Annotated in this window: 20 protein-coding genes and 1 riboswitch; of the genes, 1 reads left to right on the top strand and 19 read right to left on the bottom strand. The window is 43.0% G+C overall.

Going from position 1 to position 17,073, the window contains the following annotated elements:
- Nucleotides 1-124 precede the first annotated feature (124 nt).
- The 8 genes from AC3E6G_RS03840 to AC3E6G_RS03805 are packed head-to-tail and all read right to left on the bottom strand — an operon-like array spanning nucleotide 125 to nucleotide 6,613.
- Nucleotides 125-727: a lysozyme family protein gene (locus AC3E6G_RS03840; RefSeq protein WP_048789029.1), complete on the bottom strand. Its 603-nt coding sequence runs from the start codon at nucleotides 725-727 to the stop codon at nucleotides 125-127.
- Nucleotides 727-1,701 (bottom strand): nucleoid-associated protein, encoded by a 975-nt coding sequence (locus AC3E6G_RS03835; protein WP_455166819.1) that lies wholly within the window; start codon nucleotides 1,699-1,701, stop codon nucleotides 727-729. Before AC3E6G_RS03835 ends, AC3E6G_RS03840 begins: the two co-directional genes overlap by 1 nt.
- Before the next feature lie 8 nt (nucleotides 1,702-1,709).
- Nucleotides 1,710-2,966: a serine hydroxymethyltransferase gene (gene glyA, locus AC3E6G_RS03830; protein WP_490700489.1), complete on the bottom strand. Its 1,257-nt coding sequence runs from the start codon at nucleotides 2,964-2,966 to the stop codon at nucleotides 1,710-1,712.
- 38 nt (nucleotides 2,967-3,004) lie between these two features.
- Nucleotides 3,005-3,616 (bottom strand): L-threonylcarbamoyladenylate synthase, encoded by a 612-nt coding sequence (locus AC3E6G_RS03825; protein WP_490700488.1) that lies wholly within the window; start codon nucleotides 3,614-3,616, stop codon nucleotides 3,005-3,007.
- Nucleotides 3,609-4,439: a peptide chain release factor N(5)-glutamine methyltransferase gene (gene prmC / locus AC3E6G_RS03820; protein WP_490700487.1), complete on the bottom strand. Its 831-nt coding sequence runs from the start codon at nucleotides 4,437-4,439 to the stop codon at nucleotides 3,609-3,611. The genes AC3E6G_RS03825 and prmC overlap by 8 nt, the downstream gene beginning before the upstream one ends.
- A complete protein-coding gene (gene prfA / locus AC3E6G_RS03815) occupies nucleotides 4,439-5,518 on the bottom strand; it encodes a peptide chain release factor 1 (RefSeq protein ID WP_003007273.1) in 1,080 nt (359 codons plus the stop codon). The genes prmC and prfA overlap by 1 nt, the downstream gene beginning before the upstream one ends.
- A gap of 9 nt (nucleotides 5,519-5,527) precedes the next feature.
- Entirely contained in the window at nucleotides 5,528-6,007 is a 480-nt protein-coding gene (locus tag AC3E6G_RS03810; RefSeq protein WP_042766180.1) for a GNAT family N-acetyltransferase, read from the bottom strand.
- Between the two features lie 21 nt (nucleotides 6,008-6,028).
- A complete protein-coding gene (locus AC3E6G_RS03805; protein WP_156676806.1) occupies nucleotides 6,029-6,613 on the bottom strand; it encodes a thymidine kinase in 585 nt (194 codons plus the stop codon).
- Between the two features lie 112 nt (nucleotides 6,614-6,725).
- On the opposite strand from AC3E6G_RS03805, the gene AC3E6G_RS03800 reads away from it, so the two are divergent.
- Nucleotides 6,726-6,908 carry a 4-oxalocrotonate tautomerase gene (locus AC3E6G_RS03800; protein ID WP_120701931.1) on the top strand — a complete coding sequence of 61 codons (183 nt, stop codon included), beginning with the start codon at nucleotides 6,726-6,728 and terminating at the stop codon, nucleotides 6,906-6,908.
- A 36-nt stretch (nucleotides 6,909-6,944) separates the two neighbouring features.
- On the opposite strand, the gene AC3E6G_RS03795 is transcribed toward AC3E6G_RS03800, so the two are convergent.
- From AC3E6G_RS03795 to efeB, 11 genes are all read right to left on the bottom strand, one after another.
- Nucleotides 6,945-8,291, bottom strand: coding sequence for an MATE family efflux transporter (locus tag AC3E6G_RS03795; protein ID WP_490700486.1), 1,347 nt, complete (start codon nucleotides 8,289-8,291; stop codon nucleotides 6,945-6,947).
- Between the two features lie 117 nt (nucleotides 8,292-8,408).
- Nucleotides 8,409-9,671, bottom strand: a complete 1,263-nt coding sequence (locus AC3E6G_RS03790; protein WP_490700485.1) for a nucleobase:cation symporter-2 family protein — start codon at nucleotides 9,669-9,671, stop codon at nucleotides 8,409-8,411.
- On the bottom strand, nucleotides 9,671-10,252 hold the full coding sequence (locus tag AC3E6G_RS03785; RefSeq protein WP_156676809.1) for a xanthine phosphoribosyltransferase: 582 nt from the start codon (nucleotides 10,250-10,252) through the stop codon (nucleotides 9,671-9,673). Before AC3E6G_RS03785 ends, AC3E6G_RS03790 begins: the two co-directional genes overlap by 1 nt.
- 75 nt (nucleotides 10,253-10,327) lie before the next feature.
- A riboswitch (purine riboswitch) is annotated at nucleotides 10,328-10,423 on the bottom strand.
- Complete coding sequence (guaC, locus tag AC3E6G_RS03780) at nucleotides 10,416-11,399, bottom strand: GMP reductase (RefSeq protein WP_156676810.1); 984 nt, start codon at nucleotides 11,397-11,399, stop codon at nucleotides 10,416-10,418. (Overlaps the previous riboswitch by 8 nt.)
- A gap of 179 nt (nucleotides 11,400-11,578) precedes the next feature.
- Nucleotides 11,579-12,256: an alpha/beta fold hydrolase gene (locus AC3E6G_RS03775; protein ID WP_366961683.1), complete on the bottom strand. Its 678-nt coding sequence runs from the start codon at nucleotides 12,254-12,256 to the stop codon at nucleotides 11,579-11,581.
- 41 nt (nucleotides 12,257-12,297) lie between these two features.
- Nucleotides 12,298-12,858: a sugar O-acetyltransferase gene (locus tag AC3E6G_RS03770; RefSeq protein ID WP_125336234.1), complete on the bottom strand. Its 561-nt coding sequence runs from the start codon at nucleotides 12,856-12,858 to the stop codon at nucleotides 12,298-12,300.
- A gap of 56 nt (nucleotides 12,859-12,914) precedes the next feature.
- Nucleotides 12,915-13,040 carry a hypothetical protein gene (locus AC3E6G_RS03765; RefSeq protein ID WP_023023285.1) on the bottom strand — a complete coding sequence of 42 codons (126 nt, stop codon included), beginning with the start codon at nucleotides 13,038-13,040 and terminating at the stop codon, nucleotides 12,915-12,917.
- 254 nt (nucleotides 13,041-13,294) lie between these two features.
- Complete coding sequence (locus AC3E6G_RS03760) at nucleotides 13,295-13,492, bottom strand: Sec-independent protein translocase subunit TatA/TatB (protein ID WP_125336235.1); 198 nt, start codon at nucleotides 13,490-13,492, stop codon at nucleotides 13,295-13,297.
- 2 nt (nucleotides 13,493-13,494) lie between these two features.
- On the bottom strand, nucleotides 13,495-14,214 hold the full coding sequence (gene tatC / locus AC3E6G_RS03755) for a twin-arginine translocase subunit TatC (RefSeq protein WP_366961685.1): 720 nt from the start codon (nucleotides 14,212-14,214) through the stop codon (nucleotides 13,495-13,497).
- On the bottom strand, nucleotides 14,204-15,886 hold the full coding sequence (locus AC3E6G_RS03750) for an FTR1 family iron permease (RefSeq protein WP_219074318.1): 1,683 nt from the start codon (nucleotides 15,884-15,886) through the stop codon (nucleotides 14,204-14,206). Before AC3E6G_RS03750 ends, tatC begins: the two co-directional genes overlap by 11 nt.
- The gene (gene efeB, locus AC3E6G_RS03745; protein ID WP_219074319.1) at nucleotides 15,864-17,072 is read right to left on the bottom strand and encodes an iron uptake transporter deferrochelatase/peroxidase subunit; all 1,209 of its coding nucleotides are present in this window, start codon (nucleotides 17,070-17,072) and stop codon (nucleotides 15,864-15,866) included. Before efeB ends, AC3E6G_RS03750 begins: the two co-directional genes overlap by 23 nt.
- Between the last annotated feature and the right edge of the window lies 1 nt (nucleotide 17,073).

Here is a 17,073-nt window from a genome sequence, read left to right as displayed (position 1 = left end):
TTTGCCTCCCAACTAGTCTATCCTTTTTATCTTATGACGGGCTTACAGCTTCTTTATAAACAGATGACAGTTTGCTCCATAAAAAAACAAGGGATTCTTCCCTTGTTTAGAGTGACTGCTTGTATTAGAACCAGGAAAATAGTTTCATGATGAACTGATTCATTTCAACGAGACGTGAATAATAATAATTTCCCCCATTAACGTAGAGCTCTGAGCCATGTAAAAATGAAATAGGATGGAGATAAAGATAGGTCTTCCCTGTGACATTACCAAGACTCGGTGCAACCACTTCTTTTGAGTATTTACGAGCTAATTCAAGACTGTTTTTCCCGCCATTTTTTTCTACATATTCAATGTAATCCTGTCCGAAATTATAAGCCTGAACAGCTGTCCAGGGATCGACTCCCTTCTCCTTTGCTTTTCGTAGATTCTCAGATAGGGTTTGAATTCCTTGGCGGATACTTTCTTTATTATTGGTGATAGAATTTGTCTGGCCTGTTGCACTTTCACTGGCCTGCATGACATCATCTTCCTTGCCCTTGGTCTCTGTATAAATCATAGCAAGGATCAGATCTTCATTTGTACCAGTATCTTCCTCAGCCAGTACTTCACGCACTAGGGTACGATAAGTCATGACCTGTTTTACATCCCGGTGTATCTGATAGCCCTTGTATATGAAAAAGACGAGCAAGAGGCAAAAGAAAATTTTTATTATTCGTTTCATCATTATTTATTCTGAATGTCCTCTATATTCTTGATGAGGATCGAGTAGGTCCCATTCTCATTCTGGATGAACTCTACCGATTCAGCATCTTCGTAAACATGGTTAGGGACCAAAAGCTCAATTCCGTTTGAAAGGGAGAGTTTTTGGTTTTCAAATTTCTTCAATTGGCGGCTGGCATCAATCTCATCGAAGCGAACAGGATCTGGAATAGTCTCTTTCACCTGATCGACAAAACTGAGTCGAGCTGTTAAGTTGTCATCGAACAAATCATTGGCTAACTTTTCAGGTGACAATTCATTCTCTTCTTCCAGTTGGTTGAAAATTGCTGATTTGACCTTGGATTGGAACTGAAAATCATCTTGTTGGAAGTTCTCAGCAATCCGTTGGGCCGTTTTCTCTATTTCTTTGATTGACTTTTTAGGAGAAATCTTCGGTTGGGCCTGGAGGAGATTCTCAGAGAAATAGTTCAAGAACGTTCCGTTGTACTTGATCCGTTTTTCAATCAAGTGGTACTTACGGCTTTGAAGATTAATAACCAAGGCTTCGTCGGCACCAGTACCAAAACCAGGCAGATTGTTTTGTGTCAGTTTGATTGGATTGTCCACTTCGCCACCTAAGTGTGTCAAGGTTTCACGCAATGCAATTCGGAGGAAGGCAAAGTGGTCCACCCCTTCTTTTGAGAATTGAATAAACACCAAATCATTGGTCTTTTGATTCTCAGAGATGACAAATTCTTCCTTCCAGCGATTCGCAACTGCTACTGAAGTTTCTAGTAAATCATCCGAAATCATCTCAAGAAAAGGGTTATCCTCTTCAAAAATACCGGTCTTGGCTTCATCGGAGTAGACCCGTTCAATCTTTTTGCGCAAGTATTCCTCAATTTTAGGTGTGATATTGAGGAATTTGTCCGCCAGGTAGAGGTCGGTATCATCTGGGCTAAATTGATGAATGATGGCTTTCTTTACGTAAATATCCATAAGATGGTTTAGTCCTCATAAAGTGGAAAGGCATCTGTCAAGGCTTTGACTTGGTTTCGCACTTCCTCTAACACAGCTGGGTTATCTGCGTTTTTCAAGGTTTTAATCATCAGTTCAGCCACTGTACGGCTTTCCTCTACTCCAAAACCACGAGCGGTGATGGCTGCTGCCCCGATACGGATTCCACTGGTCTTGAATGGTGATAAAGTTTCGTAAGGGATAGAGTTCTTGTTGAGAGTAATGTTGACTTCATCTAACAAGTTCTGAGCAACTTTCCCATTTTCAACGACTTTCGTCACATCGACAAGGAAAAGGTGGTTCTCTGTTCCGCCTGAAATGACACGGAAATCAGGATCTTGTAAAAAGACATCAGCCATAGCCTGACTGTTTTTAATGACGTTCGATGCATACTCTTTAAAGGCTGGATCCAGTGCTTCCTTGAAGGCTACTGCTTTAGCTGCGATGACATGCTCCAAAGGTCCTCCTTGGATACCAGGGAAGATAGCTGAATTGATCTTCTTGGCCAAGTCTTCATCATTGGTCAAGATCAAGCCACCACGAGGGCCACGAAGGGTCTTGTGGGTGGTCGTGGTCGTGATATGTGCATAAGGAACTGGGCTTGGGTGAAGACCTGCTGCGACCAAACCAGCGATATGGGCCATGTCAACCATGAGCTTAGCTCCTACTGCATCCGCAATTTCACGGAATTTAGAGAAATCAATGATATGAGAGTAGGCTGATGCACCAGCAACGATGAGTTTTGGCTTCACTTCTTGGGCTTGTTTTAAGATTGCGTCAAAATCCAAGAGTTCTGTTTCAGGGTCTACGCTGTATGACACAAAGTGATAAGTTTGCCCTGAGAAGCTTACAGAAGCTCCGTGTGTCAAATGTCCTCCAGCAGCCAAATCCATCCCCATAACAGTATCTCCAGGCTCAATCAAGGCCATATAAGCAGCACAGTTGGCCTGACTACCTGAGTGGGGTTGAACATTGGCAAACTTAGCACCAAAAATTTCCTTAGCGCGTTCAATCGCCAAGCTTTCAACGACGTCTACAACATCTGTCCCACCATAGTAACGATGACCAGGGTAACCTTCAGCATATTTATTGGTCAGGATAGACCCTTGTGCAGCCATAACTGCCTTTGAAACGACGTTCTCAGAAGCAATCAACTCGATATTGTTTTGCTGGCGCTCCTCTTCTTTTGCGATGGCATTCCATAGGTCCGCATCATAGGCTTTGTAATCTTCTTTGTCAAAAATCATAGGTCTTCTCCTTTATAAAAAAATATTTATGTACATTATCACTGAGGAAATTCATCATCCTCAAAGGAAAGCTCGGGCACATGTGCAAGCAAATCAGCTTTCGTTATAGAACCTTGCCGCAAAATCCTGGCTTTAGAACCAGAAATATCCAAAATAGTTGAATCTTGGCCAGTCAAGAAGTCATCATCCTCTATACCATGAACCACTTGATCAAATTCGCTTACAATAGCCTCATACTTTGTTCCACTTACATGACCTGAAAGATTAGCCGAGGGACCTACCAAAGGGCCGTATTTACGAACTAATTCCAATGTTTTTGGGTGAGCCGGAATACGGAAACCAACTGTATCCAATCCTGAATGAATCCAGTCTGGGACCTTGTCATTCGCCTGAAGAATGATAGTGAGAGGCCCTGGTAAGAATGAATCAATCAGTTTTGTTAAATAACTAGGTTGATTTTTCGAATAAAGTCTGATATCTTCTTCGCCGGCTACATTTAAATTCAGTGCCTTGTCTCTCGGTCTACGTTTTAACTCGTATATATAATCAACTGCCTCTTGGTCCAAAGCTTTAGCGAAAATACCATAGACTGTTTCAGTTGGCAGAATAACCGCACGGCCTGCTTCTAATTCTTTCTCAATGTTATCCATTGTCTACTACTACCATTCTATCTTGTCCAAATTGGTCTTTCAGAACGCGAACTCGTTTGTTGGGAAAAGCCTCTTGAAAGAGTTCTTTTACTTTCTTACCTTGCTTATAGCCAATTTCTAGATAAATCTTTCCTTCTGGTCTTAATACACTCGGTGCTTGTTGGGCAATCTTTTCGTAGATGGCATATCCATCACGATCCGCAAAGAGTGCCAAGTGCGGTTCAGAGGCTAATACATTGGCTCCAACTTCTTCTAGATCATCATGCGAGATATAGGGTGGGTTGGAAACAATCAGGTCGTAGGGACCTTCTAGTTCATCCAGTACGTCTGAAGAGTTGAAGGAAACGACTGCTTCTAACTCTTGAGCATTTTCTTGAGCAAGCTCCAAAGCCTCCTCTGACACATCACAAGCTTGAATCTGCCAAGAAGGTCTAGCCAGGGCTAAGCTAATGGCAATGGCGCCACTTCCCGTCCCAATATCGAGTACGCGTAAGGTTTCCCTACTGTTTTCTTCAATAATGAGGGTGACGAGTTCTTCTGTTTCAGGCCTAGGAATCAGCACGCGCTCATCCACTGTGAAAACATGGCCACAAAATTCTGCGCTCCCAATAATATATTGGGCAGGGACGTGATGTTTCAACTGCTCAAAGATGGAATCAAGCAAGACTTGATCCTCTGCTTCCACTTCTTTTTGCAAGTCAAGGACGAAGTCTGTAAAGGTCCAGTTTTTTAAAGCACGATATACGAAGGAGAGGCTTTCTGCTTCCTCTCCAACGGCTATTAATGCATCTTCATACTGGGCTAATAATTGTCCCAACAACATTATTTGTTCAACTCTTCTAGTTTTTGAGTTTGATCATACAAGACCAAAGCATCGACCACTTCATCTAATTTACCAGATAAGATGGTATCCAGTTTTTGAAGGGTCAAGCCAATCCGGTGATCGGTCACACGGTTTTGAGGGAAGTTGTAAGTCCGAATCCGCTCTGAACGATCCCCAGTACCAATAGTAGACTTCCGCTCAGCATCCTGCTCGTCTTGAGCAATCTGAGCAAAGTGGTCAGCTACACGCGCACGGATGATCTTCATGGCTTTTTCACGGTTCTTCTGTTGGGTGCGTTCTTCTTGCATCTCTACCTTGATATTGGTTGGCAAGTGGACGATACGAACGGCTGTTGCAACCTTGTTGACGTTTTGTCCACCCGCACCAGATGCGTGGTAGATGTCAATTCGAAGGTCTTTTGGATCAATGTCGTACTCAACTTCTTCGATTTCTGGCATAACCAGAACAGTTGCTGTAGAGGTATGGACACGACCCTGGCTTTCCGTCACAGGAACGCGTTGTACCCGGTGGGCACCAGATTCATACTTGAGTTTTGAGTAGACAGATTGACCAGAAACCATGGCTACGACTTCTTTGATCCCACCAACGCCATTATAGGAAGCTTCCATAACTTCAAAGCGCCAGCCTTGGCTTTCCGCATATTTTTGATACATCTGCAAGAGGTCACCAGCAAACAACTGGGCTTCGTCTCCTCCTGCTGCCCCACGGATTTCCAAGATAATGTTCTTGTCATCGTTTGGATCTTTTGGAAGAAGTAAGATCTTCAGTTTTTCTTCGTACTCTTCTTTTTCAGCCTTGGCATCTTTCAGCTCTTGCTTGGCCATTTCTTCCAAATCTGCATCGCCACCTGCTTCCTTGATCATTTCCTCAGCGTCAACGATGTTTTGAAGGACTTGCTTGTACTCTCGGTAGGCTGTCACCGTGTCACGAGTGGAAGCCTCTTCTTTTGAAAGCTCCATAAAGCGTTTGGTATCAGAGACTACATCAGGGTCACTCAGTAATTCTCCTAACTCTTCATAACGGTCTTCTACAGCTTGTAGTTGATCATAGATATTCATGTTTGCTCCTTAATTCTTGGTTGTTAGATCATAGATTGCTACAATTTCGTCTTCTATGACTTCGCCAGTTTCTTTAAATCCATAATGGAGATAGCAAGATCTCGCTTGATTATTTTCCGGTTCATAAGATAACCAAAGACTTGTAGCTTTTCCAGCTGGCTCTGTTCGAACAAAGTCAATAACTGCATCCATAGTCGGTTTAAAATAGCCTAAACCTTGAAATCGTTTATCTATCATAAAACGAAATAACAAGTAGTTCCCCTTACTGATCCCAATTTTCCGGTCATAGGCAATCATAACAAAACCAATTAATACTTCCTTATCATAAACTGCTAAGGGAGCTATAAAATCACCATTTTTATCATATACATAGGCTTCAGCTAAACTAATGGAATTGGATGCAATAAAATTCCTTTGGTTTGGATGAACTTCTAGATTTAAAACGTCAAAATAATTCTCTATTGTAATATATTTTAAACAAATAGACATTTTTATACTCTCTAAAACGTTCTAGACGCTTTCAGTTGGTATGTCTGGATTAAAATAATGCTTGCGACAAACCGAGATATAGGTCTCGTGTCCACCGATCTGGATCTGCTCTCCGTCGTAGACAGGTTTGCCCGCTTGGGTGCGCAAGACCATGGTCGCCTTGCGAGAACAGTATTGGCAGATGGTTTTGATCTCCTCGATCTTGTCGGCTAACAAGAGGAGGTGTTTGGAACCTTCAAAGAGTTCATTTCGAAAATCATTTTTGAGGCCAAAAGCCATCACCGGCACATCCAGTTCATCCACGACTCTTGCCAGATCATAGACATGATGGCGTTTCAAAAACTGAGCTTCATCGATTAAGACACAGTAGGGTTTGATTGCTTGGTTTTTAATAAAGCCAAAGATATCTGTATCGTCTTCGATCGCAACGGCTTCCCGTTTCATACCAATCCGGCTAGAAACAACTCCAAATCCATCGCGCGTATCGATTGCCGAGGTCATGATGACGACGCTCTTGCCTTGCTCTTCATAATTATGGGCCACCTTCAAAATCTCAATGGTTTTCCCCGAGTTCATGGTCCCATATTTATAATATAATTGTGCCATTTTCCTTCTGTTCTCTCTAAAAGTGTTTCATTATATTTTACCATATTTTTGCCCAGCTTTGTATCCCAAAATGTGATAAAATAGATCTAAGATTTATAGAGGAGGTGGCTCTATGCCATTTGTACGAATTGATTTATTTGAAGGACGCACCTTGGAACAAAAGAAAGCTTTGGCCAAGGAAGTAACCGAGGCTGTCGTTCGGAATACAGGTGCACCCAAATCTGCTGTCCATGTCATTATCAATGATATGCCTGAAGGAACCTACTTCCCTCAAGGTGAAATGCGCACTAAATAAACAAAACAACCAGAAGCGTATTCTGGTTGTTTTGTTTTAGGAAATTTGGTATTTCTTTTGTATCTGCAATAGGCGAAGTTGGTAACAAATACCACTCACGACAAGACTAGAAATGAGGCCAATCCAATAAGCATAGGGACCGAGGTCAGTCACATGATCAAGGAAAATCCCAAGAGGGATAGAGATACACCAATAACTAAAAACTCCTAATAAGAATGGAACCGTTGTATCCTTATAACCCCGCAAAATCCCTTGAAGGGGTGCTGCAAAAGTATCAGCTACTTGGAAAAAGAGACTAAAGGTCATGAATATAGTCGTTTGCTGAACGAAGATTGGATCCTTGCCATATAATCCAGCCAGTTGGTAGCGGAATGTATATAGAAAGGCGAGGGTGATAATCGCAAAGCCAAAGGCTGTCAATCGTCCTAAACGGCAATATTGTTTCACTACCTCCGGTCTTCCAGCTCCTAGTTCGTAAGACACAATAATTGCCATGGTGCTTGAGATACTAACTGGGAAAGCATACATCATGTTTGAAAAGTTCATGGCAGATTGGTGACTAGCAATGGTGAGTGATGGGAATTTTGCCATGAGCAGTCCAACAAGCGAGAAGATGATGACTTCAGCAAAAACAATTCCCCCGATTGGAAGGCCAAGGTGCAATACTTCTTTGATCCCTTTAAGATCATAAGGTTGTGGCTTCCACAATTGATAAGGAGCTACCTTGGGATGCTTGCATAAGATAAAAATTGCAATAATTAGTAGAACCCAGTAAGCCAGAGAGGTTCCAAGGCCCGCTCCTGCTCCTCCCATCTCAGGAACACCAAAGGCTCCATAGATAAGGACATAGTTAAAACAGGCATTCAAAGGCAAGAGCAAGAGCATCAGGTACATTGATAGACGTGTCATTCCTAACGTATCAAGGAAGGTTCGCACGATACTAAAGAGCAACAAGGGTAGGATTCCTAGCGAAAGGAAATATAAGTAGCTTATGGCTATCTGAGCAACAACATTTTCTAAGCCGATCTGCTTGAGTATGATTGGCGCAACTCCCCAGACAAAGCCTATTAAGAGAACAGCCATACCAAATGACATATAAAGAAATTGGTAAAAATCACTAGCAATCCGTTCTTTGTTTCCTTTGCCTAGGTGATGCCCGACTATCGGCGTTAGGGCAGAAACAATTCCTGTCAGAAAAGTAAAAAAGGGATTCCATAGACTCGTAGCCGTAGAAACACCAGCCAAATCAAGGGTCCGATACTGACCAGTCATGGCTGTATCAACAAAACTAGCAGAGTAGTTAGCAAGTTGATAGACCAGGAGAGGGATAAATAGACTGATAAACAAGCGCAAGCGCTCTTTAAAATGATGGGTTAGATACATGGATGATACTCTCTTCTTGTTAAGTTGAAATTTTCTCTTACCACTCTACTATATGTCTCCTCAAATGTCAAAAAAATTAAAAAACTGAAGATCTAACGGATCCTCAGTTTGTTTAGATTATTTTTTGTTGCGGTTCAAGATGGCGTTGAGAATAATTGCCAAGACGCTGGCAACAACAATTCCGTTTGCAAAGAACATTTTAAAGGCGCTTGGTAAGCCATTAAAGAGTGTGCTATTGTTTAACCCTACTCCTGCTGCGATTGATACAGCCGCGATGAGGAAATTGTGCTCATTGTGTTCAAAATCAACACGCGCAAGGATCTGCATCCCCTGAATAGACACAAAACCAAACATGACTAGCATAGCTCCGCCAAGTACTGGACTTGGGATGATTTGCGCCAAAGCTCCAAACTTAGGCAGGAGCCCAAGAAGAACGAGGAAACCAGCCGCATAGTAGATTGGAAGACGGGTCTTGATACCAGACAATTTCACCAATCCGACGTTTTGTGAGAACCCTGTGTATGGGAAGGTATTGAAGATACCACCGAGAAGGACGGCCAACCCTTCAGCGCGGTAGCCATTACGGAGGCGCGTGCTATCAATTGGATCTTTTGTAATATCTGAAAGCGCAAGATAAACACCAGTTGATTCTACCATTGATACAGTTGCGATGATACACATCATGACGATTGAAGTAATTTCAAACTTAGGAGCTCCAAAGAAGAATGGCGTTGGAACGTGAACGACTGGAGCTTGTGCTACAGGTGCGAAGTCCACCAAGCCCATTGAAGCTGCGATGGCTGTCCCAACAATCAACCCAATCAAAATAGAGATGGATTTGATAAAACCTGTCGTATAGATGTTGACCACAAGAATGATGAGGATGGTAATCACAGCCAAGATCAAACTTTGAACCGTAGGTTCTGCTGCATTGTTCCCCATATTCCCAATCGCTACTGGAATCAAGGTCAAACCAATGGTCGTAATGACAGATCCCGTCACAATGGATGGGAAGAGGTTGGCGATTTTAGAGAAGAATCCTGAGACTAGGACTACGTAAATCCCTGAGACAATCAAGGCACCAAACATAGCGCCACTACCATGGCTAGCCCCAATCATGCTAAGAGGTGCTACAGACTGGAAGGCCACCCCAAGGACGACCGGAAGACCAATCCCGAAATGTTTGTTTAACTGCAATTGCAGGAAGGTGGCTACCCCACACATAAAGATATCTGTAGAGATGAGATAGGTTAGTTGCTGGGCATTATATCCCAAAGCGCCCGCAATCATAATCGGTACTAGAATAGAACCCGAATACATAGCTAATAGGTGTTGCAAGCCTAGAATGGCTGCCTGTGAATGGTTTTCCTGTTTTTGCATTAGATGTCTGCCTCCTTAAATACAACCTGACCATTTTCGAAACGGTCCAAACGAGCAAGTGAAACAACTGGGTAGCCGAGTTCTTCTAGCAGTCCACGGCCATCTTGAAAGGATTTCTCAATGACGATACCGACGGCTTCTATACTCGCACCAGCTTGTTCGATAATCTGGATCAGACCTTTAGCTGCTTGTCCATTAGCCAGAAAGTCATCAACGATCAAGACGCGATCATCTGGTGTTAAAAACTTGCTAGCAATGGAAACAGTACTGGTCACTTGCTTGGTAAAGGAATAGACTTCTGCTGTCAAAATCCCTTCATTCATGGTGATATTCTTGGCTTTTTTGGCAAAGATCATGGGAAGTTCCAAAGCTTCTGCCACATAGAGGGCAGGAGCAATTCCGGAAGCTTCAATGGTCACAATCTTGGTCAGACCAGCATCTTTAAAGTGTTCCGCAAAAGCCTTCCCAATTTCTTTCATCAACTGGTAATCCACTTGGTGGGTCAAGAAGGAATCAACCTTGAGGATATTCTCTCCCAGGACATTTCCGTCTTTCAATATGCGTTCTTCTAATAATTTCATGTTTTCTCCTAAACAGTTTGGAACAAAAAATAGAGACTTACCAAGTAAGCCTCTACAGAATCCAAGTATTCCTGGATCAATCTAAGACTTACTTATTGTTAGGTGTTCCGGCACCTTGTAGAGACCTTGCGCCAATCCGCAAGATAAATAAGTAATTGTAGTTTTAATGAGAGTCACCATTCCAGATAGAGTTCTTTACGATGACATAATCGACATGCTTCAGATCAGCAACCTTCCGGCCTCCAGCATAGGAAATAGAACTTTGCAAGTCTTGCTCCATCTCTGTCAAGGTATCTTGCAGATGACCTTTGGCTGGTAGGAGAATTTTCTTGCCTTCAACATTTTTATAGGCCCCTTTTTGGTACTCGGAAGCAGATCCATAGTACTCTTTAAAGGATTCCCCATCGACTTCAACGGTTTTCCCTGGGCTTTCAATGTGACCTGCAAAGAGAGAACCAATCATGACCATGCTGGCACCAAAACGAATGGATTTCGCAATATCTCCATGCGTCCGAATTCCGCCATCCGCAATAATCGGTTTGCGGGCTGCTTTTGAACACCAACGAAGGGCTGCTAACTGCCAACCGCCAGTACCAAAGCCTGTCTTCACTTTGGTAATACACACCTTACCAGGTCCAATCCCGACCTTGGTAGCATCTGCTCCAGCGTTTTCCAATTCCCGAACGGCCTCTGGTGTTCCGACATTTCCTGCGATCACAAAGGTATCTGGTAATTCCTTCTTGATATGCTGGATCATTTGGATCACACTATCTGAGTGACCGTGAGCGATATCGATGGTGATGTATTCTGGTGCATCGTCCTTGAGTTGAGTCACAAAGTCGTACTCATAGTCTTTTACTCCAACCGAGATGGAAGCAAATAAGCCCTGATCGTGCATGCGTTTGATAAAGGGAATGCGACTAGCTTCGTCAAAGCGGTGCATAATGTAAAAATATCCCCCTTTAGCCAGTTGCTCGGCCACATCCTCATCCAGGATAGTCTGCATGTTGGCAGGTACCACTGGTAGCTTGAAGGTGTGCTTACCAAACTGAACGGTCGTGTCAGCTTCTGCACGACTTTTGATAATACACTTGTTAGGGATTAATTGAATATCTTCGTAATCAAAGATTGGAAATTCGTTTAACATACGGATTGGAATCTCGTTTCTAAATTTTAAATCGTGATGCGTCATCACTACGCCTTCCGACGTTTCCATTCAAGATTATAACAAAGATACGGAGGCGATTCAAATAGAATGCTGATTATATAAATAATGTTCGGAAATTACTAGACAATTAGTTAGATAAAATTCTATATATGAGTTATTTATGAACAAACTTGAATCCAATTGATGATTTCTTTGCTGACAAGCTCGGGAACTGCTGTATAAAAATCGTGGCCTAGATCCTTTAAGAGCACCTTCTTGATAGAAGGATCTAAATTTTCAAGTGCTCTTGCTCTCCATTCAGGCTCATCCTCGTATTTAGGACCGATAAACAAGGCCTTGGTATCCGTTAGTGGAGCTTGATAAGATCGGAGCTCTCGTCTGAGTCTCAGCAAGGAAAGAACAGCTTGTGGATCCAAAGCCAGTTCATAATGATGGAGATCAGGATTCCAACGATAACTGGCTTGGATGGCCTTTATAGTCGCTGGCGAAGGAATGACAGTATCTCCAAGTTCACTTGCAACAGCTTCCTCTAGAGACGGAAATACCTGTTGCTTCAGATAGGCGAGTGTCTCTTCGATTTCCTGCTCTAGTGGTAAGATCTGGTCCATGTTAAGATAGCCACCATCTAGCAGAACCAGATGTGTAATTTGAGGCATATTGAATGCTAGGTATCGAGCCAAATCTCCACCCAGTGAATGGGCAATGATACAAGTCTTTTCATTAGAATCGGCATGGGCTTCAAACCAGCCAACTAAATCTTGGGGAGATTCCAGTTTCAGATTATAGGGATCTAGATAGGTGATGGGGTATGGAAAGTAATGAGCAAATTCGCTCATATGATTCTCATTACTTCCCAGTCCTCCGATAAAGTAAAACTTCACTCTTTCACCTCTATTTCCTTAATGATTCTGGCTGGATTACCAGCTAGGACTACATTATCCCCGAAGGATTTGGTCACCACTGCTCCTGCTCCGACGACGACATTATCGCCTAAGGTTACGCCTGGAAGGATGATAGCTCCACCACCCGCCCAGAAGTTATCTCCTATCGTTATCGGAGCTCCATATTCTTTTCCTGCATTACGTTCATGCGGATCTAGCGGATGGAGAGGGGTGAGAAATTGGCAATTGGGGCCAATCATGGCATTCTTTCCGATCCTGATCGGGCAGACATCCAGCATGGTTAGGTTCCAGTTGGCATAAAAATTCTCTCCCAAGTGGATATTGACCCCATAGTCACAAGCCAAGAAGGGGTGCAAGGATAGATTTTCTCCAGTTGACCCGAACCAACTTTTTATGAGTTGACTCCGCTTCTCACCGTCTGCTTCTTGGTTAAAGGCAAATTGCTTGGCCCGAGCTTCTTGTGCCAACTTTCTCAATTCTGGATCCATGGGACTGTAAAACTCGCCAGCAATCATCTTTTCATATTCCGTCTTCATAATTATCTCCGTCCTATAGTAAAAAACCACTCATAGTGAGTGGGCTTGTCTATCTCTTAATGGTACATCAGGTAGCCATCGAAGAGCTCAAAAATCTTTCCTATCGCTCGGAAAACAAGAGCCGCAACAAGGGCAACCAACAAAAAGTAAGCTACAGCAAAAATCACACTAATGATCATCATGACACACTCCTTTTTAATGTACTTTTTCCACCCTCTATTATACTCCTGGCCAAATTTAGATTCAAGGAAAACGCTATCAAAAGTTGATTTGTTTTCAATTTGTAATTTACAAAAATTTTCAGACGGTTCAATAATAACAAAAAGCAGGATTCATACTTAGATATCGTTTTAATGATCTACTCCTGCTTTTGCTATTATTGAAAATGAAAGAACAAAAGATAGTTCTGTCAGAAAATATCATGAAAGGTAAGCTATTATTCTTCAGTCTTACCAGTCTTTTCTTTGTCCTCTTCTTTTTCAGCAGAACCATTGTTGACGGCTGACTTGAATTCAGAGAACATTTTCCCAAGCGAGTGTCCTAACTCAGGCAAACGCTTTGGTCCAAAGATTAAGAGGGCTCCCAGGATGATAATAATCAGTCCTGGTGCACCGATATCACGTAAAATTCCCATATTTATCTCCTTTTTTGTATACGGTTAAAGATGATGCGACTGATGCCCAGACTCACTTCGTAAAGCAAGATCAGGGGCACGGTCATTGCTAAATCACTGATGAAATCAGCAGGGGTCAGGATGACTGCTAGTACCAGCAATAGAAAGTAGGCTATTCGGCGATACCGCCTTAACCAGTCTGGCGTTAAGATATGAATCGAAGTCAAAAAGGCTACAAGGACCGGCAATTCAAACAAGACACCCAAAGGCACTGTCGTATGAAAGATGAAGGCCAAGTAGTTCTGTGCCGTTAACTGGATGGTAAACTGGCCTTGTCCCAACTTTAGGAGCACCTCGAGAATAGCTGGACTAACCAGATAATAGCCGAAGAGTAAGCCTAGCAAGAAACAAAGCAAACTTGCCGGCACATAGAGCAGAATAGCTCCTGCTTCTCCCTTTCTCAATGCTGGTTTTACAAATTGCCAGACTTGAAAGAGAGTGAAGGGCAGGGTGATGGTAAAGGCTATTAAGCTTGCCAACTGAAGGTAGATGCTTAAAATGTCATTAGGGCCAAGGACCAAGAGTTTCTCTCGAAATCCAGCCGTCAAAAAGGCATAAAGCTGGTCAGAAAACAAGAGGGCTCCACAAAAGACAACGAAAAAACAAAGGATACAAGCGATGAAGCGTCGTCTAAACTCGCTTAAATGCTCTACAATAGTAAGCTTACTATCTTCATTTTTCATGCTGCTTCACCGTTACAAACCCGACAATAAGAACGAATAGAACTTGGCAAGCAAGAACTTCCCAGCTCGGATAGATCCCTGCCCAATCGACCGTCGGGAAATTACTCAAGATATGATTGGGAAGCATATTGGTTAATTGGAGCGCGTGCAGGCTCACCCCTAGCATCTTAAAGGCCAGGGCATAGATCATCCAAGTCAGGATGAAGAAAATCTTATGTGGCTTGACCAGATGACTTGCCTTGGTCATGAGAATAGCAAGAATGGCTAAAACTGCAAGTGCCAAGCCAATCCCTAGGAAGAAATCAAAGGAGCGAATACGAGGGAGGATCCCCACATAGAAAAGGATGGTCTCAGCCCCCTCACGGAAAACAGCTAAGAAGCTGAGGGCAAACATAGAAATAAAGCTTCCAGTTGCTGTCACAGCCTTCATCTGACTTTCCATGAATTGATTCCATTTTTTTACAGAGGACTTACGATGTAGCCAAATCCCAATGACAATCATCATGCCTACTGCGATAATCCCTACTGCCCCTTCGATCACCTCACGGTTGGAAGCTGAGGTCACAGCTGGGAATAAGAATTGAAGAGCGACTGCAATGGCTGCACTGGCTAGGATACCTAGAAGAGCGCCTGCATAGACCCATTTCAAACCTTTGATCAATTTAGCAGATTTGAGAACTGTCACCAAAGCCATAACAATCAAGAGCGCTTCGACACCCTCGCGTAAGAGGATCAACATAGCGTCAACCGCCGAATAAGAGGCGGTGGTATCAATAGCAGACAGATCACTAATCAGGGCTTCCAGTTGTTTTTGGTACTTGCTTTCCTTTCCCTTGACCATAATAACTGGACTTTGACTTTCTACTCGGGTATAGAGAGCTGGATTGGTCGTGCTGACATCGCCCTCGATTGTTGGCCAAATGGTAATGAACTCCTTCATGACTTGACTAGCTTGGCTAGTCTCATTGGCTTGAAAGAGGCTAAGAGCTTTTTTAAGGAGCTTGATCCCGTCTGAAAGGGTCAGATTGGAGCTTGTCTCTTCAATCTTTTCCCCACTGATAAATTGATCCAGTACATTCTTTAAGTCGTTGTACGAGGATTGGATGGCGTCAAAGTTTGTAGGCTCCGTTTCGATCGCACTTCTCAAGAAGGAGATAGCTGTTTCTACCTTTCCATAGTAAGCGGTACTATGATCTCTGACAACCGCTTCATTCCGGGTCCAGGTATTGTTTAAATCGGCATAAGCCTTTCGTGTCGCTTGGAGATCCTTTGTCGTGATCGCCTCTTGAAGCTTCTCAAAGTAAGGCTTCAAGCGAGTTTCTAGCTTCTCTTTTTCAGCATCCAGATCGACTGGATTTTGCTCTTTTTCAAAGGCTAGCAAGGAAGTGGAGACAGTCACCAATTGCTTTTCTGTAATCTCACCTTCCAAGTCCAGACTTTTCTGGACTTCTTTTCCTGCCTTGGAATCATGATTGGCTTTCTTAAGAAATTCTTCTTTTATCTCTGCAACAAGAGTGTGAGCTTTTTCTTGATCCTTATCCCGAACTGCTGTCGTTGCATCTGTAATTTTGATAAAGAGATCACTATAAGACTCAGCTTGGACAGGGGTGACGATGAAAAAGAGACAGGCTACTAGGACGACTAACAATTTATTCAAATAAGTCTTGACCAATGTACCCTCCTTCCTTCACACCTCCGAAGCAGGCAAAGAGGCCACTGCCAATATGGGTCACATATTCATTCATCTTATCGTCTGCCCCAAGATTGGTTTGGATTTTCACAAAGCGGTCTGGATCCTTTTGAAAAGCAATAAAAAGCAATCCTGCATCAAACTGCCCCGTTTTCGGATCAATCCCATCAGAGTAAGAATAAGAGCGTCGCAAAATTGGCAGATCCACTTCTTTAGCCAAACGGACATGTGAGTCAACTGGTAAGAGGGAGAGGTCCACTTCGTCAAACTCGTTTTTCTTTCCAAATGGTGCGCCACTTTCTTTATAGCGTCCAAAGGTATTTTCTTGCTCCTGCAGGTTGGTCCGGTCCCAAGTCTCTAAGTGCATAATAATCCGACGGACAGCCATATAAGAGCCGTTATTCATCCAGTCTTGACTATCAGCCCAAACTACCTTATTAAAATCTTTCTCTGACGTGACATTGGCAGTTCCATCTTTGAAGCCAAAGAGGTTCCGGGGCGTTTCCATGCGATCCCCAATAGCAGCGAATCCTGATTGGCTCCACTTCATGGTCACCTTATTGCGTCCTTTACGAATCAGATTGCGGACAGCATGAAAGGCTACCTGCTCATCATCTGCACATGCTTGGATGACAATATCACCACCCGTATACTGCTCTCTCAACTGTTCCTTAGGAAAAGCTGGAAGATCCCGGAAGAGTTTAGGACGTTTCTTTTCAAGGCCTAGTTTGGTCAAAAAGCTAGCCGAAACACCAAAGGTTAAGGTGAGGCGGTAAGGATTTAGTCCGACTGTTTCTCCTGTATCACTTGGAGGCAAGAGAGCGTTGGATCCATCTTTTTTGACCAGTTCCCCATTGACTAATTTCTGGCTATAATCTGTCCAGTCTTTAAACAACTGAATCAATTCGTTTTTATCTGTCGTCCGGAGATCGAGCACCACAAAATAAATATTCTTCTGCATGGGGGTGGTAATCCCCGCTTGGTGCTTACCATAAAAACTAATCTCTTCTTGACCGTCTGCGATATTCTTGGAACCTTGATCCTTATTAGCGAAAAAAGCAGAAGCACCAGATAGACCAAGTGCTAAGCCTGCTCCCCCAATACCTGCTTTTTTCAGAAATTCGCGACGATCCATCTTCTTTTCAAAAAATTTTTCGTCTTTTGTCATT

It is taken from the genome of Streptococcus sp. SCPM-O-B-23252 (M501) (genome assembly GCF_058200355.1).
Note: the sequence above shows the minus strand (reverse complement) of the source record. Positions and strands in the feature narration are given on the sequence as shown.

Coding starts and splice junctions, on each gene's coding strand:
- AC3E6G_RS03795 (WP_490700486.1), bottom strand. CDS start 8,291: ATGTATCTAACCCATCATTTTAAAGAGCGCTTGCGCTTGTTTATCAGT.
- AC3E6G_RS03835 (WP_455166819.1), bottom strand. CDS start 1,701: ATGGATATTTACGTAAAGAAAGCCATCATTCATCAATTTAGCCCAGAT.
- AC3E6G_RS03800 (WP_120701931.1), top strand. CDS start 6,726: ATGCCATTTGTACGAATTGATTTATTTGAAGGACGCACCTTGGAACAA.
- guaC (WP_156676810.1), bottom strand. CDS start 11,399: ATGTTAAACGAATTTCCAATCTTTGATTACGAAGATATTCAATTAATC.
- AC3E6G_RS03770 (WP_125336234.1), bottom strand. CDS start 12,858: ATGAAGACGGAATATGAAAAGATGATTGCTGGCGAGTTTTACAGTCCC.
- efeB (WP_219074319.1), bottom strand. CDS start 17,072: ATGACAAAAGACGAAAAATTTTTTGAAAAGAAGATGGATCGTCGCGAA.
- AC3E6G_RS03775 (WP_366961683.1), bottom strand. CDS start 12,256: ATGAGCGAATTTGCTCATTACTTTCCATACCCCATCACCTATCTAGAT.
- AC3E6G_RS03790 (WP_490700485.1), bottom strand. CDS start 9,671: ATGCAAAAACAGGAAAACCATTCACAGGCAGCCATTCTAGGCTTGCAA.
- prmC (WP_490700487.1), bottom strand. CDS start 4,439: ATGTTGTTGGGACAATTATTAGCCCAGTATGAAGATGCATTAATAGCC.
- AC3E6G_RS03760 (WP_125336235.1), bottom strand. CDS start 13,492: ATGGGAATTTTACGTGATATCGGTGCACCAGGACTGATTATTATCATC.
- AC3E6G_RS03840 (WP_048789029.1), bottom strand. CDS start 727: ATGATGAAACGAATAATAAAAATTTTCTTTTGCCTCTTGCTCGTCTTT.
- AC3E6G_RS03805 (WP_156676806.1), bottom strand. CDS start 6,613: ATGGCACAATTATATTATAAATATGGGACCATGAACTCGGGGAAAACC.
- AC3E6G_RS03810 (WP_042766180.1), bottom strand. CDS start 6,007: ATGTCTATTTGTTTAAAATATATTACAATAGAGAATTATTTTGACGTT.
- prfA (WP_003007273.1), bottom strand. CDS start 5,518: ATGAATATCTATGATCAACTACAAGCTGTAGAAGACCGTTATGAAGAG.
- AC3E6G_RS03765 (WP_023023285.1), bottom strand. CDS start 13,040: ATGATGATCATTAGTGTGATTTTTGCTGTAGCTTACTTTTTGTTGGTT.
- AC3E6G_RS03825 (WP_490700488.1), bottom strand. CDS start 3,616: ATGGATAACATTGAGAAAGAATTAGAAGCAGGCCGTGCGGTTATTCTG.
- glyA (WP_490700489.1), bottom strand. CDS start 2,966: ATGATTTTTGACAAAGAAGATTACAAAGCCTATGATGCGGACCTATGG.
- tatC (WP_366961685.1), bottom strand. CDS start 14,214: ATGAAAAATGAAGATAGTAAGCTTACTATTGTAGAGCATTTAAGCGAG.
- AC3E6G_RS03785 (WP_156676809.1), bottom strand. CDS start 10,252: ATGAAATTATTAGAAGAACGCATATTGAAAGACGGAAATGTCCTGGGA.